Annotated in this window: 8 protein-coding genes and 10 pseudogenes; 8 read left to right on the forward strand and 10 right to left on the reverse strand. The window is 54.1% G+C overall.

All coding sequences use genetic code 11. The annotated features are described in order from the left end of the window. Positions 1-178: 178 nt before the first annotated feature. From ACMZI0_RS02550 to ACMZI0_RS02565, 4 genes and pseudogenes are all read left to right on the forward strand, one after another. Positions 179-772, forward strand: a pseudogene (locus tag ACMZI0_RS02550) (DUF1454 family protein). A 103-nt stretch (positions 773-875) separates the two neighbouring features. Further along, a complete protein-coding gene (gene tpiA, locus ACMZI0_RS02555; protein ID WP_415671840.1) occupies positions 876-1,643 on the forward strand; it encodes a triose-phosphate isomerase in 768 nt (255 codons plus the stop codon). 430 nt (positions 1,644-2,073) lie between these two features. Beyond that, positions 2,074-3,035 (forward strand): annotated as a pseudogene (gene glsA, locus ACMZI0_RS02560) (glutaminase A). Positions 3,036-3,101: 66 nt separating this feature from the next. Next, positions 3,102-4,739 (forward strand): annotated as a pseudogene (locus ACMZI0_RS02565) (MFS transporter). 66 nt (positions 4,740-4,805) lie between these two features. On the opposite strand, the pseudogene aguA reads toward ACMZI0_RS02565, so the two are convergent. The 6 genes and pseudogenes from aguA to ACMZI0_RS02595 all read right to left on the reverse strand — a co-directional run bounded on the left by aguA (position 4,806) and on the right by ACMZI0_RS02595 (position 10,480). Beyond that, positions 4,806-5,856 (reverse strand): annotated as a pseudogene (gene aguA, locus ACMZI0_RS02570) (agmatine deiminase). 51 nt (positions 5,857-5,907) lie between these two features. Continuing rightward, positions 5,908-6,792 (reverse strand): annotated as a pseudogene (gene aguB, locus ACMZI0_RS02575) (N-carbamoylputrescine amidase). A 71-nt stretch (positions 6,793-6,863) separates the two neighbouring features. Then, positions 6,864-7,340, reverse strand: coding sequence for a 2TM domain-containing protein (locus ACMZI0_RS02580; RefSeq protein WP_415671882.1), 477 nt, complete (start codon positions 7,338-7,340; stop codon positions 6,864-6,866). A gap of 182 nt (positions 7,341-7,522) precedes the next feature. Beyond that, entirely contained in the window at positions 7,523-8,485 is a 963-nt protein-coding gene (gene pfkA / locus ACMZI0_RS02585) for a 6-phosphofructokinase (protein ID WP_415671841.1), read from the reverse strand. A 187-nt stretch (positions 8,486-8,672) separates the two neighbouring features. Beyond that, a pseudogene (locus ACMZI0_RS02590) lies at positions 8,673-9,484 on the reverse strand (cation transporter dimerization domain-containing protein); the annotation flags it as partial. A gap of 561 nt (positions 9,485-10,045) precedes the next feature. Next, positions 10,046-10,480, reverse strand: coding sequence for a Spy/CpxP family protein refolding chaperone (locus tag ACMZI0_RS02595; RefSeq protein WP_415671842.1), 435 nt, complete (start codon positions 10,478-10,480; stop codon positions 10,046-10,048). A 107-nt stretch (positions 10,481-10,587) separates the two neighbouring features. Here ACMZI0_RS02595 and ACMZI0_RS02600 point away from each other — a divergent pair. Next, a pseudogene (locus ACMZI0_RS02600) lies at positions 10,588-11,050 on the forward strand (winged helix-turn-helix domain-containing protein). 16 nt (positions 11,051-11,066) lie between these two features. After that, a pseudogene (cpxA, locus tag ACMZI0_RS02605) lies at positions 11,067-12,453 on the forward strand (envelope stress sensor histidine kinase CpxA). A gap of 43 nt (positions 12,454-12,496) precedes the next feature. On the opposite strand, the gene ACMZI0_RS02610 reads toward cpxA, so the two are convergent. From ACMZI0_RS02610 to ACMZI0_RS02625, 4 genes and pseudogenes are all read right to left on the reverse strand, one after another. Next, positions 12,497-12,841, reverse strand: coding sequence for a metal-sensitive transcriptional regulator (locus tag ACMZI0_RS02610; protein WP_319801687.1), 345 nt, complete (start codon positions 12,839-12,841; stop codon positions 12,497-12,499). Positions 12,842-12,910: 69 nt separating this feature from the next. Next, a complete protein-coding gene (locus tag ACMZI0_RS02615; RefSeq protein WP_415671843.1) occupies positions 12,911-13,036 on the reverse strand; it encodes a heavy-metal-associated domain-containing protein in 126 nt (41 codons plus the stop codon). A gap of 57 nt (positions 13,037-13,093) precedes the next feature. After that, positions 13,094-14,710, reverse strand: a complete 1,617-nt coding sequence (locus tag ACMZI0_RS02620; RefSeq protein ID WP_415671844.1) for a copper-translocating P-type ATPase — start codon at positions 14,708-14,710, stop codon at positions 13,094-13,096. Positions 14,711-15,129: 419 nt separating this feature from the next. Further along, positions 15,130-15,423 (reverse strand): annotated as a pseudogene (locus tag ACMZI0_RS02625) (cation transporter); the annotation flags it as partial. A 630-nt stretch (positions 15,424-16,053) separates the two neighbouring features. On the opposite strand from ACMZI0_RS02625, the gene ACMZI0_RS02630 reads away from it, so the two are divergent. Beyond that, entirely contained in the window at positions 16,054-16,260 is a 207-nt protein-coding gene (locus ACMZI0_RS02630) for a TonB-dependent receptor plug domain-containing protein (RefSeq protein WP_415671845.1), read from the forward strand. A gap of 43 nt (positions 16,261-16,303) precedes the next feature. Continuing rightward, positions 16,304-16,372 (forward strand): annotated as a pseudogene (locus ACMZI0_RS02635) (hypothetical protein); the annotation flags it as partial.

The raw sequence follows: 16,372 nt of genomic DNA on the forward strand, positions 1-16,372 counted from the left end.
TTCTCAAGGTGAAAATATCGCCCTAACATAACGGTTTGATGCGGGTATGCCAGCACATGCCTTTTGACAATCGCGCCCAAATCCCGCTTTAATCAGACAAGCGCCCGTTGCCAGTGCCCCTCCGGGGTCGCTCAGGCAACGCTCTTACTTGAAAATGGAACTCTTCAATAGCGGAACTATGACTATACGACTCGTTGCACCAGCACTACTCCTGCTCTCACTGACGTCGCCCCCTTCGGTTCATGCACAACCGCTTGCACCCACAAAAGACGCCGCCGTAGCACCTTATCTGCTGCCTGATGCGCCAACGTTCGACCAAACCATTACACAGTTTCACACACGCTATAACCTCAGTAACCCTTCGCTCCCCATTGGTGAATTTCGTGTGGTGGACACAGGCGAGGCCGCCGCACCGTTGACGCGAGCCGCCAGTAGAATCAATGCGTAACTCTATGCCTCAACCGCCCTGGAACGCGGTACCGGCAAAATAAAAACGCTGCAACTCACCTACCAATCACTGGCTGGCGATACGGAAGCAGGGGCACGCCGCGCACAGGCCACCCAGTACATGGCTGCGCTGTTGCGTCATTTCTTACCGTCGTTGTCCGAAGAGCAAAGTAGCAAGAAGGTCTCTGAGCTACTCGATATCAGCAAACGTCAGGGCTTTTACCAACAAACAGAAGGTGCATTGCGATATGTAGTGGCAGATAACGGGGAAAAAGGGATAACATTCGCTGTTGAACCGATTAAGCTAACGCTATCTGAACCGTGATCGCGCTGGCATTGAGTGATGAAAATCCGAGCTTCTGCCGGATTTGGTCTCTATAGTGTCTGAAAAATAAAATTACTTGCTATCCCTATTCGGAGGAAAAAAGATGCGTCATCCATTAGTTATGGGTAACTGGAAGCTGAACGGCAGCACGCACATGGTCATTGAACTGATCGCAGGCTTGCGTAAAGAACTCAGCACAGTTACTGGCTGCAACGTGGCCATCGCGCCGCCCGAGCTGTATCTGGATCAGGCAAACCATCAATTGGCCGGTGGCCGCATTGCTCTCGGCGCACAGAACGTCGATGTGAACTTTTCCGGGGCCTACACGGGCGAAACCTCTGCCACCATGCTGAAAGACATTGGTGCCAAATACATCATCATCGGCCACTCTGAACGCCGTATTTACCACAAAGAAAGTGACGAATTCATTGCCAAAAAATTTGGCGTATTGAAAGAAGCTGGGCTGATCCCCGTGCTGTGCATCGGTGAAACCGAAGCTGAAAACGAAGCAGGCGAAACCGAGGCCGTTGTCGCGCGCCAGTTGGACGCCGTACTGAACTCGTTGGGTGCAACAGCCTTCAACGGTACGGTGATCGCCTACGAACCCGTATGGGCCATCGGTACCGGCAAATCAGCAACCCCTGCTCAGGCACAAGCGGTGCACAAGTTTATCCGTGACCATATCGCCAAACAGGACAAGGCTGTCGCCGATCAGGTCATCATCCAATACGGTGGCTCGGTAAACGCCGCCAACGCCGCAGAACTCTTCACGCAGCCGGATATCGACGGTGCACTGGTGGGTGGCGCTTCGCTGAAAGCCGATGCCTTTGCCGTGATCGTAAAAGCCGCAGCGGAAGCCAAGCGCGCATAATGCAGTAATACAGAGACAGCGCGCTCGATTATAGGAGTGCGCTTTTTTTATGCTTTTATCCGCATCCCTTTCTGTAATCCTTTTCCGAAACTCCTGCCGCACACCGCATCATCGAATGGATAATTCGCAGTGCATATTTCACACTGATAAATTAAAAATTTCATTTATGAAAAGTAAAAATAAAATTTACGATATTTAATATTTTAAATAATTTGATATTAGCTATTTTATAAAAATCCTGTCTTTTACTTCGAGGCGTATGCGTCTCAAATCACACCGTAATCATCATGCCACGCTGTACTACGCTCTATGAAGGGAGGAAGCGCCCTAACGATGCTGCATCTATCAAATTGAAAAGAAAGAAAAATTTCGGTTTATTACGGAGATATCACCATGCTCTTTGACGAACCCGGCAATACCTTTAGCCCCTATGTTTCAACCGGACACCTACCGGACCAGGACACGATTAATAAAAGAGGCCCACCAGCGTTTCGGACAGAACCACGAAGGCGTCGTTTCTAAAGTTTATCCTGCACTTGAACGCGTGCCTCCCGCGCTTTATGGCATTTGCATGGTCGGTACCAACGGTGCCGTGCACGCCGTGGGTGATGTGGATTACGAGTTCACCATCATGAGCGTATCGAAACCCTTCGTCTTTGCGCTGGTTTGTCAGGCGCTGGGTGCACGCGTGGCACGGGAAAAGCTGGGTGTAAACAGTACCGGTATGCCATTCAACTCTGTGACTGCCGTTGAATTTACCTCAGACGGCCGCACCAACCCGATGGTGAACTCGGGGCGATAGCCACCACCAGCCTGATCCCCGGTAACACCAGCGATGAGAAATGGAATTTTATTTACAGAGGGTTATGCGGCTTCGCGGGCAGAGAGCTCACCCTCAATGAGGAGGTGTATCAATCTGCCTGTGAGAGCAATTTCCGCAATCGCGGTATCGCCAATCTGCTTTACAGCTACGGTCGGCTCGGCTGCGATCCGGCCATTGCCGTCGATTTGTATACACGCCAATGCTCATTGAACGTCAGCGCCCGCGATCTGGCGGTGATGGGGGCCACGCTGGCCGATGGCGGTGTCAACCCCGTCACCCGCGACCGCGTGGTCAACAATGACGTTTGCCATTACGCCCTCGCCGTGATGGTCACCGCCGGGTTTTACGAGACATCCGGCGACTGGCTCTACGATATCGGGCTTCCCGGCAAAAGCGGTATCGGCGGCGGTATCGTCACCGTCTCGCCCGGTAAAGGCGGTTTAGGCACCTTCGCCCCGTTGCTTGATGGCGCAGGCAATAGCGTCAAAGGCCTGTTGGCAGCCCGCTTTCTCTCCCGCAGCTTGGGCATGGACATGTTTGTCTCCGAACCTTACACCGAAAAAAGCTAATCATCGTTGCCACAATCAACGCAAAAATCTGCATAAAAACCCAAGGATAATAATGGGATAACCATTATGGTGAATCAATCAACACCACACACAGCGACAGACGAGAAGGCGTCATGGGTACCGATGATCACCATCGCACTCGCCCAGATTCTGATGTCATTCAACGTCGCCTCGCTCCCCGTCGCGCTTGGCGGCATGGTGAACAGTTTCAACGTACCGCCCACCACCATAGCAACCGGTATTGTCGTCTATTCACTGTCTGTCGCCGGTTTCGTTATGTTGGGCGCAAAACTCAACCAGCGATTTGGCCCACTGATCATATTTCGCTCTACCGTGCTGCTGTTTGGTGTCGCTCAGGTGATGATGACGTTCAAGTCCTAACGCCACCATCATGATCAGCGCACAGGCGTTCAGCGGCCTGACGGCGGCGGCGTTAGTGCCCCGCCCTCACTGGTGGCACTGATTGCGGAGAATTATCGCGGTTCACAACAAGCCACTGCGCTAGGTACGCTGGGTTCTGCACGCGCCGGTGCGGGTGTGGCGGCATTTTTAATTGGCGGCGTGCTTGGCACCTATATCGGCTGGCGTCCGGCGTTTGGTCTGTTGATTGTCTTGTCCGCCATCATTTTCCTTCTCAGTTTCCGCATGAAAGCGGATAAGGGCCGTCCAGAAGTCAGCATTGATATTGTCGGGGTGGTATTGGCCGCAACCTCAATCATTCTGCTGTCGTTCGGCTTTAACAACCTCAACCGCTGGGGAATGGGTCTGGCGCGAGACGCTGCGCCCTTCGATCTGCTTGGCTTCTCTCCCGCCCCCTTTATGATTGTCGTGGGGATTGTACTTGGTCAGGCATTCGTCGTCTGGACACGACGCGTAAAAGAAAAAGGCAAAACCCCGTTGCCGGCACTGGAAGTGATTACGTCTCCCACGGAGCGGGCAGCCGTCGTCGCCATGTCTGCCGTGGTCACGCTGGAAGCCATGCTGAACTTTTCCGTGCCACTCTACATTCAGATTGTGCAGGGCAGCACGCCGCTGGCAACCGCTATGACGCCATGATGCCGTTCAACCTGTCCGTATTCTTCTCCACAAAGCTTATCGTGCGCTTTTACCACAAGCTGACACCGCAAAAGATTGGCCGCTATGGCTTTATCATCTGCACCCTTTCGCTGCTGTGGCTCGCCTTTGTGGTGCGTAATAACTGGAGCGAGTTCGCGGTGCTGTTTGGCCTGGTGGCATTCGGCATTGGTCAGGGATCGCTGGTCACTCTGCTGTTTAACGTGCTGGTGAGTGCTTCACCGAAAGAGCTGGCAGGCGACGTCGGTTCACTACGCGGCACCACCAACAATCTGGCCAATGCCATCGGTACTGCCGGTGGCGGGTGCGTTGTTAGTTGGGCTGCTCAGCTCCAGCGTTATGCGCAACATTGTGCAAACGCCGGTGCTCACACCAGACATTCAGGCGCAGGTGAATCTGGATAATATTAACTTTATCAGCAATGACCGATTGCTTACTGTGCTGTCGCAAACCACGGCAACGCCGGAACAAGTGGCTGAAGCAGTGCGCGTTAACGAGGAATCCCGCCTGAAAGCACTGAAATTTGGTCTGCTGATCATGGCGTTCCTTTCCATGATGGCGATCATCCCGGCAGGCCGACTGCCCGGCGAACTGCCAGCGGATAATTTGGATACTGAGCCGAATAAATAGGTAACTGTCAGATAAGAAAAAGGCTCCAGTGATAACCGGAGCCTTTTTGATGATACATAAACCGACTTAACGAACCGAAGGGATCTGCTGAGTAATGCAGTGAATGTTCCCACCACCTAACAGAATTTCACGCGCCGGCACGCCCACTATCGCGTAATCCGGGAACATCTGTTGCAGCAGTTCACGTGCCGTATCATCGGTACGCGCATCCAATAACGGGAAGATAATCTGCTGATTGCTGATCAGAAAATTCACGTAGGAGCCCGCCAGACGCGAACCCGCTAAACGTTCAATCGCATCACCCGCCGCGACGCCTGCCGCTTCCTCTTCCGTGGCATAGAGCGGACCCGGCGCAGGCAGCTTCCAGATCTTCAGTGCGCGCCCTTGCGCATCTTTAGCCTTAGAGAGCACCCGAAAGGCCGCCATCGAGCGCAAATACTGCGGATCGTTCTCATCATCCGTCCAGTGCAGCGCAACTTCGCCCGGACGCACAAAGCAACACATGTTATCAATGTGACCGTCGGTTTCGTCGTTATACACCCCCTCTTCCAACCAAATAATGGTGGAAATATTGAGGTAGTCACGCATCAACTGCTCAATCTCAGCCTTGCTCAGGTTGGGATTACGGTTCGAGTTCAGCAAACACTCGGCCGTGGTCAGCAGCGTGCCTTCGCCATCAACGTGAATGGAGCCGCCTTCCAGAATCAGCGGTGCCGCACAGCGTGCATCGCCGTAGTGCGCCAAGCACACGCTGCGCCACCTGTTCATCTTGCCGCCAGTCGTCGTACAACCCGCCCAGCTCACCGCCCCACGCGTTGAACTGCCAGTCGATACCCCGACGCTCACCGTTACCGTTTAGCACAACGGTTGGGCCAGTATCGCGCATCCAGGCGTCATCGCTTTCCATAGCAACCAGCGTCACGTCCGCAGGCATCAGGCGACACGCCTGCGCCATCTGCTGTGTTGGCACCCCCATTATCACCGTGGTCTTTTGACCAATCGCTTGCGCTACCGCGGCAAACGTCTGTTGCGCGGGCAATGCGTTATTGCGCCAGTTATCCAACCGATAGGGCCAAATCATCCACACTGCATCATGAGGTGCCCACTCGGCGGGCATAAAAAAGCCATCCTAACGCGGTGTTGAAGTGAGAGTCGAATGTGACATCGATTATCTCCGGGTCTTGCCGTCAGAGGTGCCCAGCGCCGTGTACATCTCCGGACGACGGTCGCGGAACAGCCCCCAGCTGGCGCGTTGAGCGGCGATCGCTTCCAGATCGAAGGTGTGTACCAGCACGGCTTCATCCGTTTTGTTCGCCTGTGCCAACAGCGCACCGGTTTGATCGGCAATGAAAGAGGAACCGTAGAAGGTCATTTCCAGCCCATCGATATATTTGCTCGCTTCAGTACCGATACGGTTAGAGGCAATCACCGGCACCAGGCTGGCCGCTGCATGGCCCTGCTGCACTCGTGTCCAGTGCGGCTGGCTATCGATATCCGGGTAAGCCGGTTCAGAACCGATTGCCGTGGGGTAGAAAATCAGCTCTGCACCCTGCAAAGCCAGGCTGCGCGCGGTTTCCGGGAACCACTGGTCCCATACAGATGCTCACGCCCACTTTGGCATAGCGGGTCTGCCACACTTTGAAACCGGTATCGCCAGGGATGAAGAATTGTTTTTCCTGATAGGCCGGGCCATTGGGGATGTGAGTCTTGCGATACACATCCAGCACACTACCATCAGCATCAATCATCACCAGCGAGTTGTAGTAGGCATTATTGGCGCGCTCAAAGAAGCTCAGCGGCAATACCACCTCAAGCTCCGCAGCCAGTGCGGAGAAGTGTTTGATGAGCGGGCTGGTTTCCAGCGTTTGGCTAAGGCGTAGTGCTCAGGGCTCTGATCGATACAGAAGTAAGGCGCGGCGAACAGTTCCTGAATCAGGATTATCTGAGCACCCTTGGCGTGCGCCTGTCGCACCAGTTTTTCGGCATTCTCAATATTCTTGGGCAGATCCCAGGAACACGCCATCTGCGTTGCGGCAACGGTCACTTTTGTCACGCGAAGACCTCTATTATCTCTCTATTACGCTAGCTGAACGCCAGCCCTACCCGTTAAAGTGTACGACGCTATTATGGCTTACGCAGCACCCGCTGTACACGCGCCTGCTCCCAGCGCTGCCAACGATCGCGCAGCCAGAACACCTTCACCGCATCCAGCGCCAGAAAACTGCCCCAGATCAGCAGCGGCCACAGGAACCAGTGGGAGCCTGGCGATGTCATTCGGTTCACCACAAACAGCACCAGATTGACCACAAGGTAAACGATAAGTGAGCGCCAGAAACGGCTCTCTTGCCGAACCTGACGTTTTGCCGCCTGAACGCGCAGCTCTAGGGATTCGCCACTGACAGTTTGCTCACTCTCTTCCGCCATCAGCTCAGTGACATTAACCCCAAACGCAGCTGCAATGGCACCGAGCGTATCCAGACTGGCGCGCTCGCCATTCTCAATACGCTGAATGGTTCTGACATTTAAAGAAGAGAGTTCCGCCAGTTGCTCCTGGGACCAGGCACGGGCAAGACGTAATGCTTTGATCGGATGGGTATTCATGGTTGTTTTTCTCATGGAAGTTAAACACGCCCTCAACCTACTCTTGCTCGGCTGCCGCGAACACGACAGCGACCTGACAGCAACCTGACACGCTCCCGACAGCCTGCCGTATGAAGAAAAAAACCACCCAGCCGTTATGCGGCGGGATGGCTTTCATGGATAAATCGCACCTGATGCCAAATTTAGAACAGCTTTCTCGCCGTTTCCAGCCAATCACGCTTGAAGGGCCGCTTCATATTCTCGATGGCATCAATGATATCGTGGTGCACCATTTTTTCGTTCTGGATACCTACGCAGCGCCCGCCGTAACCTTGCAACAACAGCTCAATGGAGTACGCCCCCATACGCGATGCCAGAATACGGTCGTAAGCCACCGGGGAACCCCCACGCTGAATGTGGCCCAGCACCGTGGAACGCGTTTCACGCCCGGTCTCTCTTTCAATATAGCGCGCCAGCTCATCGATATCACAGATGTGTTCAGTAATGGCAACGATGGCGTGTTTTTTCCCTTTGGCGATGCCCGCTTTGATTTCACACACCAGATCTTCCGATTTGAACTCTTCTTCCGGCAATACAATAAACTCACAGCCCCCGGCAATCGCGGCAGCCAGCGTCAGGTCACCACAGTGACGCCCCATCACTTCCACGATGGAGATACGTTGGTGAGAAGAAGAGGTATCGCGCAGACGGTCAATAGCCTCCAGCACGGTTTCCAGAGCGGTAAAATACCCGATGGTGTAGTCGGTGCCCGCCACGTCGTTATCGATGGTGCCCGGCAGACCGATACACGGGAAACCCATTTCAGTCAGGCGTTTAGCCCCCATATAAGAACCGTCCCCCCCGATCACCACCAGTGCATCCAGGCCACGTTTTTTCATGTTCTGTACCGCAACTTCGCGCACGTGATCGTCGCGAAACTCGGGGAAACGCGCCGAGCCTAAAAAGGTGCCGCCGCGATTGATAACATCAGACACGCTGTAGCGGTCCAACTGCTCCATGCGATCCTGGTACAAGCCCTGATAGCCATCATAGATACCGTAGACTTCCAAACCTTCCGTCAGCGCCGCGCGTACTACGCCGCGAATCGCCGCATTCATGCCTGGCGCATCGCCACCGCTCGTCAATACTCCGATTTTCTTGATCATGACAACCTCTGGACTTGTAGATGTAGTTTTGCAGGATGTTTCTATCTGACGGGTCGCCGTGGCGAACCATCGCTCACCTTTTTAAGCATATTATAACAAATGTCCTGAGCTGAATTGATTCAGGTCAGGCAAAATAATGCCGCACAACCCATTTTCTATCACATTTCTCAAACAAATACAGGCTGGATCACACCTCAATACGCCCGCGCTGTTCTTCGGGCACGGCAGAGGAAGGATCTTGATGAATCAGAATATCGGCACTGGGAAAGCGCTCACGCAGCGCCTGTTCCAGAGAGTCCGAACCTCATGTGCCCGAACCAGTGGTAGCGTGTCATCCATTTCCAGATGCAGTTGAATAGCAGTTGATGTGCGCCATGAATACCCGGCCAGCCACGAATCAGCTCAACAATGGCCTGCTGCTCCTGTTCTGGCAGAGCGCGATCCAGCAGCGATTGCACCGCGTCATAGCCAATACGCAGGACGCTGTAGAGAATATAAACCCCGATTCCCAACGCAAACAGGGCATCGGCGTATGTGATACCGCGCCAACTCAGCACCATTGCCAGCGCGGTGCCGGGCCAGCAGGCTCAATGCCTGCGCTTTCTTGCCCGGCGGCGCCAGACGCACGGCCAATGAGGCGGTGATCGACCAGAAGATGGCATGGGCCAGCGCCACGCCGATACGCGCCGCCACCAGCACCCAGAAATTCCAGGCCAAACCGGAAATGATGTTGCAGACGGCAAACAGAATGAAGACCTTAATCAGCAGTCCCCGCCGTTCCATATCACTGCACACCAACATAAAGGGCAATGACATGGTGCCCACCACCCAGGCATAAATCGTGATAATCAATCCCACCTGTGCGGCACTCATCGAAAAGCTGACGGCGATGTCGGACAACAAGGCGACGGGCGTAAATTCAGCGGTGTTAAAGATAAATGCCGCCATAGCGAGGCTGATAACACGAAACCATGCTATCGAACGGGATGAAAGGGTCATGGGCTACACACTACCAGATATCAACAACGTAGAAAGAAAATCGGCAGCGCATCACGTCATCAGAAAAGGGCATCACATGCTGCACGCGAACAGAATCCGAGCGGAAAAGAGCCAAATGCCGTACCAGCCAAAATTCTGCAAAGCAGATCACATTTTACGCTGAATCGTGGCGCCCTGTCGTACTTTTTTCAGGCGTTTAATCGAAGAACAGAAAGGATTTTATGTCGCAACTTCTGCGTAAAACGTTATCAGGGGAATGAAATTAATCCTTTGCCCCTTATTACATCATCTGGCACCCAATTGTTTTTGAAAGTCTTTTCCTAAAAAACAAGCAAAAAAATCCCGTCATCATGATGGGCAAAAGACAGGGATGGTGTCTATGGCAAGGAAATCAAGGCCTTACCACTCTCACTACGCACTACTCACTACAGGGTTACTCAGGGATTCGGCTCACTGTTCTGCCCCCCAAAACGGGGACATGGATGCTTCAGCCTAAGATAACTGCTGACGCATCTCGTTCATTCGTTGTTGATAGCGCTGTTCAAGAAATGATTTTTGTTCTTAATTCAGCAATTTATACATTTTATTGCGCACACGCGTCATTTCTATCTGGCGCTCAACCTGCGCCTGCATCATCTGCGTAATCTGTTTTCTGACGGCCGCTTCATCAAATTTCTCCACGGTCACCAAAGTGTGCATTTTTTCTATATCATTTAAGTGCAGCACGGGCGCGTCTTGCCTTGCCTGTTGCATCAGGTCACGCATATGTTGACGCTGTTGTTCCGTCAATTTCACACCGTCAAACAGACCGCGCTGACTGATGGCGTTTCGCAAGGCTGCATCGCCATGGTGCCAACCGGGCAGTGACGCACTATCGCTATCGGCTACTGATGCATTGACAACGCCTAACATCAGCAACGAAATGAGAGAGATTTTTATGCGCCGTTGCATCATCACCCCCCGGAGTAATGCGCCAATCTGTGAATCAATGAACACAAGTCTAAACACCTTGCTGCAAACATGCGTCAGAGGATGTAAAACTACGTAAAGTCATGGAATACCGTCGATCTATGACGTATTTTTCCCCTGGAGGTAGCCTAATCATGAACAAGATTCTGTTAGTGGATGACGACAAAGAGCTCACCGCTTTGTTGAAAGAGTTGCTCGAAATGGAAGGCTTTAACGTTGTCGTTGCCCACGATGGCGAACAGGCATTAAGCGTATTGGACAGTACGGTAGATTTGCTGCTGTTGGATGTCATGATGCCGAAGAATGGACGGGCTGCGCCTCAATCCGGGGCGTCAGGAAACGAGTTTCGACACCGAAGTACTGGATCTCACCGGCACCGAATTCACTCTGCTCTACCTGTTGGCACAGCGGCTGGGGCAGGTGGTATCCCGAGAGCACCTTAGCCAGGAAGTACTGGGTAAACGTCTGACGCCGTTCGATCGTGCGATAGACATGCACATTTCCAACCTGCGGCGTAAGTTGCCGGAGAGAAAAGACGGGCAGCCCTGGTTCAAGACGCTGCGTGGACGCGGTTATTTGATGGTATCAACAAGTTAATATAGGTAACTGCGGCATGATCGACAGTTTGACTTCACGCATCTTCGCCATTTTCTGGCTCACGCTGGCTTTGGTGCTAATGCTAGTTCTGATGTTGCCCAAGCTGGATTCACGCCAGATGACGGCGCTGCTGGAAAGTGAGTATCGTCAGGGCGTGATGCTGGAGCAGCATATCGAAGCCGATCTTGCCGCCGATCCCCCCAACGATCTGTTTTGGTGGCGACGCTTGCTTCGGGTGATCGAGAAGTGGTCACCACCGGGGCAGCGTCTGGTTTTCGTCACCAGCGAGGGGCGCATTTTCGGCACGTTGCAAAAGACTGAAATGCAGATCGTGCGTAACTTTATCGGCCAGTCCGACAACGCCGACCACCCACAGAAGAAGAATTACGGCCGACTTGAGTTGCTCGGCCCCTTTTCCGTGCGCGACGGTGAGGATAATTACCAGGTTTATCTGATCCGCATGGCGAACAGCCCCCAGTCCGATTTTATCAATCTGTTGCTCGACCGCCCGCTGCTGTTACTTATCGTCACGATGCTGATCAGCACACCGCTGCTGCTATGGCTAGCCTGGAGCCTGGCAAAACCGGCGCGTAAGCTGAAAATTGCCGCTGATGAGGTAGCACAGGGCAACCTGCGCCAGCACCCCGAGCTGGAAGCGGGGCCGCAAGAGTTTCTGGCCACTGGCGTCAGCTTTAACCAGATGGTCAGCGCGCTGGAACGCATGGTTACCGCTCAACAACGTCTGCTTTCTGATATTTCCCATGAACTGCATACGCCGCTGACGCGCTTGCAGTACGCGCTTGCAGTTATCCTCCGCGCTCCTGCGTCGTCGCCAGGGTGAAAACAACGAGCTGAACCGCATCGAAACCGAAACGCAGCGTCTGGACAGTATGATCAACGATCTGCTGGTATTGTCACGTAACCAGCACAAGAACGAGCTGGGACGTGAATACATTCGTGCCGACGAACCGTGGGGAGAGGTGCTGGACGATGCCCGCTTTGAAGCTGAGCAAATGGGTAAAACGCTGGAAGTGCCTTATCCGCCCGGCCCTTGGCCGCTGTTCGGTAACCGTTCCGCACTGGAAAGCGCATTCGAAAACGTGGTGCGCAACGCCCTGCGTTACTCACACACCCATATCAGCGTCGCCTTTGCCGTTGATAATCAAGGGCTCACCATTAACGTTGACGATGATGGCCCAGGCGTTAACCCTGAAGATCGTGAGCAAATATTCCGTCCGTTCTATCGCACCGATGAAGCGCGCGATCGCGCATCGGGCGGCACGGGGTTAGGGTTAGCCATTGTGGAGAATGCCATTACTCAGCATAAAGGGTGGGTTAAAGCAGGAGATAGCCCGTTAGGGGGCTTATGTCTGGCCATTTGGTTGCCGCTGAACGAACGCTAAGCGCAGAAAAAACACGTGGGGTACGGCGCGTTGCGCCGCCCCGCTAGCGCATACGCTGAATGACTTGCAACAGCTCGGCGATCGCTTCTTCCCCACCATCTTCCAATACCGCCTTGCGCACACACCCGTTGGTGTGATCGGCAAGCAGTTGATTGGCAACAGCATTAAGAGCAGAGCGGGCCGCAGATATCTGATTCAGGATATCAACGCAATAACGGTCTTGTTCGATCATCTGACCGATACCGTTAACCTGACCGTTAATCCGGTTGAGCCGGTTCAGCAGCGCTTTTTTACGCGGCTGAACCACCCGGCGCACATCCGGTTCATCGGCAGAATTGGCCGCTTCAGTGGCAGCGGCACAAAACTCGCATTTACGCGACGATGTCAAAGCCGAGTCCTTCGATAGTGTCGCGGAAGACGTCTGGGTTGGCTTTTTCTGTCTCATTGTACTCCACGTTTACCAGACCGGTTTCCAGCGTGACCTGCACACCCTGAACCCATTAAGCGCTTCCAGCGCGTTCTTGACCTTACTGGCGCAGCCGCCGAAGGACATACCTTGGACGTTGATTGTAGCATAGGACATAAAATACTCTCCATTTCACATTGTGTGACACCGGGCGGCGCCTGAGGGCTCAGGTGATTAGTCGCGCCGGGTCGGTTTCCAATGACGTAACAGCAGTGAATTGCTCAGCACAGAAATCGAACTGAGCGCCATGGCACTCCCGGCAATAACCGGATTCAGTAACGACAACGCCGCCAGCGGAATGCCCAGCACGTTGTAGAAAAACGCAAAAAACAGATTCTGTTTCACCTTGCCAAGCGTCGCACGCGACAGGCTGATGGCATCCAGCAGGCTATCGAGGCGGCTGCGCATTAGCACCACATCCGCCGTATCCAGCGCGATATCCGACCCCGCTCCAATGGCAAAACCCACATCCACCGCCGCCAGCGCAGGCGCGTCATTGATGCCACCGCCGACCATACCGACACAGCGGCCGCTGGCCTGAAGGCGTTGTATCTCCGCCGCTTTATGCTCAGGCAACACCTGAGCCACCACGTTGGTGATCCCTACCTGTTTGGCAATCACTGCCGCCGCACGTGGATTATCACCCGTCAACATCATGACCTCGATGCCCTGGCGTTGCAGGTCGCCGATCACGGTACGCGCATCGTCGCGCACCTTATCGGCCAGCGCAAGCGCAATGTACCCGAGCAGAAGCCCGGCGCGGGCCACGGCAATCACCGTTTTTCCCTGCGCTTCCAGTTTGACAATCTGCGCCTGATCGAGCACGATGTCATTTTCAGCCAGAAAACGCGGTGACCCCAACAGCCAGTTTTCACCTGCGACCTCACCTTTAACACCCCGGCCAATAACCGCCTGAAACGCGCTCACCTCGACGGCATCCACACCGGATTCCCGCGCATGCTGCGCCAGCTCCTGTCCGAGAGGATGCTCGGAATGCTGCTCCAGAGAAAGGGCTACGCGTAGCAGTTCAGCTTCGGCTACCGCGGCCTCTGGCAGTACGTCACTGACCGAAGGCTTACCCTCCGTGATGGTGCCGGTTTTATCCAGCACCTGCAAGCGCTGCACTTGCTCTAACGCATTGGCATTGCGGAACAATATACCCGCCCGCGCCCCTTGCCCGGTACCCACCATAATCGCCGTCGGCGTCGCCAACCCCAGAGCACACGGGCAGGCAATCACCAGCACCGCAACCGCACTCACCAGACTGAATGCCAAATCACCGCTAATAAACCAGTGTGTCAGCCAGGTAAGTAGCGCGATCGCCACCACCACCGGCACGAACACCGATGAAATTTTATCCGCCAAACGCTGTACTGCCGCCTTCGAGCCCTGCGCATCTTCTACCATGCGAATAATGCGTGCCAACGCAGTATTGCTCCCGACGCCAGTCGCTTTGACACGCAGCATGCCGCTCTGGTTAAGCGTCGCGCCAAATACCTCGGCACCAACCGCTTTCACCACCGGAACACTCTCGCCGGTTAGCATCGATTCATTGACCTCCGAGAGGCCATCGAGAATTACGCCGTCGACGGGAATACTCTCACCAGGGCGTACCACAAAAATATCGCCGCTGTGCAGGCTGGCCACATCGCGATCCTCAATCTCACCGTCCACTTCCACGTGAGCGATGGGCGGTTGCAGGTTGAGCAAACCTTCAATGGCGGCACCGGTTTTGGTTTTCGCTCTGCTTTCCAGCAGTTTCCCCAATAACACCAGCGTAATGATCGCCACACTGGCCTCAAAATAGAGATGGCCGTGCGGCGTGGTAGCAGCGTGAACAGGCTGAACAGATAGGCCACGCTGGTTCCCAGCGTTACCAGCACGTCCATATTGGAGGTGCCGCTGCGCAACGCGCTCCAGGCACGACGATAGAAATGGCGACCACTCCAGAACTGCACCGGCGTTGCCAGCAGTGCTTGCAGCCAACCGGGCAGCAGATGCCCGCTGCCGAAAAACATCCCGACCATTTCCGCCATCAGCGGCACAGTGAGCACTGCCGCAATCAGAAATTCGCGGCGTTCGCGCCGCCACGCGCGTTCTCGCCGTTCACGTTCCTCGCCGCGCTGCCCGCCTTCGACTACGTGAGCCTGAAAGCCCCCCTGCTCAATCGCGCACACCATTTGCTCCGGGCTAACCAAGCCTGGGCGATAGCGCACACTGGCTCGGCTGCTGGCAAACAGTACCGTAGCATGCACATCGGGCAGAGCTTCAAGTGCCGCCTGAATGCGATCGGCGCAGCGTTCGCTGCTCATGCCGGAGAGTTCCAGCGTCAGATTCTGTTCAACGACGTCAAAACCGACTTTATGTATCACATCCTGCACCGTGCCGCTTTCCCCTTGCAGCCGGACGCGCGCACGCTCGCTGGCGAAATTGGCGTTGGCTTCCACCCCCGGCAAGCGGTTCAACACGCGCTCAAGACGCACAGCACAGGCCGCGCAGGACATGCCGCTAACGCGCAGGACATGCCGCTAATAGGAAGGTGCAATGAGAGAGGATCGCTACCATTAGTCATTTCATTGTTATCCTTAGACTTTCCGTTAAAATGCTTCGATGTCTGCCTTGTCGGTGAGGGGATAACATACCCCTGAGTCACTAAATTTTATACCTCATAAGGGTATTTTTATTAGCAAAACATAGCAAAAATTTAGATATGCATTAATTTCAACATCATAGATAACATTGTTTCAGTTTTAACAAAACCATATCCAAAAAAATCATTTTTAATACGCCATTATCCTTTCTAGCATCAGATCGATTTTCAATATACCCCATATGGGTTTATCAAATAAAAATGAGGGGCATCGTGCTGACTGTTTGCACTGTAACCACATGAATTAACACACAACCAATTTGGATAAGGGAAAATACATGACACGCTCAGCACCTGGGTCTCGGCGGCAACCGCATCACCTGCGGTATCATCATTTTAGACTAAGCGCAGTGGCGGTTTTCGTCGCCAGCCTCACTTGCGGTATAGAAAACGCTTTTGCTGCCGATCCAATCACGACCGATACCCCCACCACGCAACCAGCGAGTGCTGACAGTGAGGGCGCAAATCTGAGGGGGATTACCGTGTGGGGACAGGCGTGCACGGGGAAGATACAACCTCCTATACCGCGCAGGAAACCACCGTCGCCAGCAAATTACCGGTCGCGCTGAAGGATATTCCACAGTCTGTCTCTGTCGTCACCCGGCAGCGTATTGAAGATCAAAACCTCACTACGCTCGAAGATGCACTGCAACAGGTTACCGGGGTAACGGTCACCCCCAACGGCCACTGACAGCAGTCAATATCGCTCGCGAGGTTACACCCTGAACAGCTCGATTGACGGCGTTCCCGTTTATAGCAGCCTCAGCGGGTCGGAGCAGTTCGATCTCGCCATCTACGACCGT

The sequence above is a fragment of the Symbiopectobacterium sp. genome, from assembly GCF_047692315.1.
Classification (GTDB): Bacteria; Pseudomonadota; Gammaproteobacteria; order Enterobacterales; family Enterobacteriaceae; genus Symbiopectobacterium.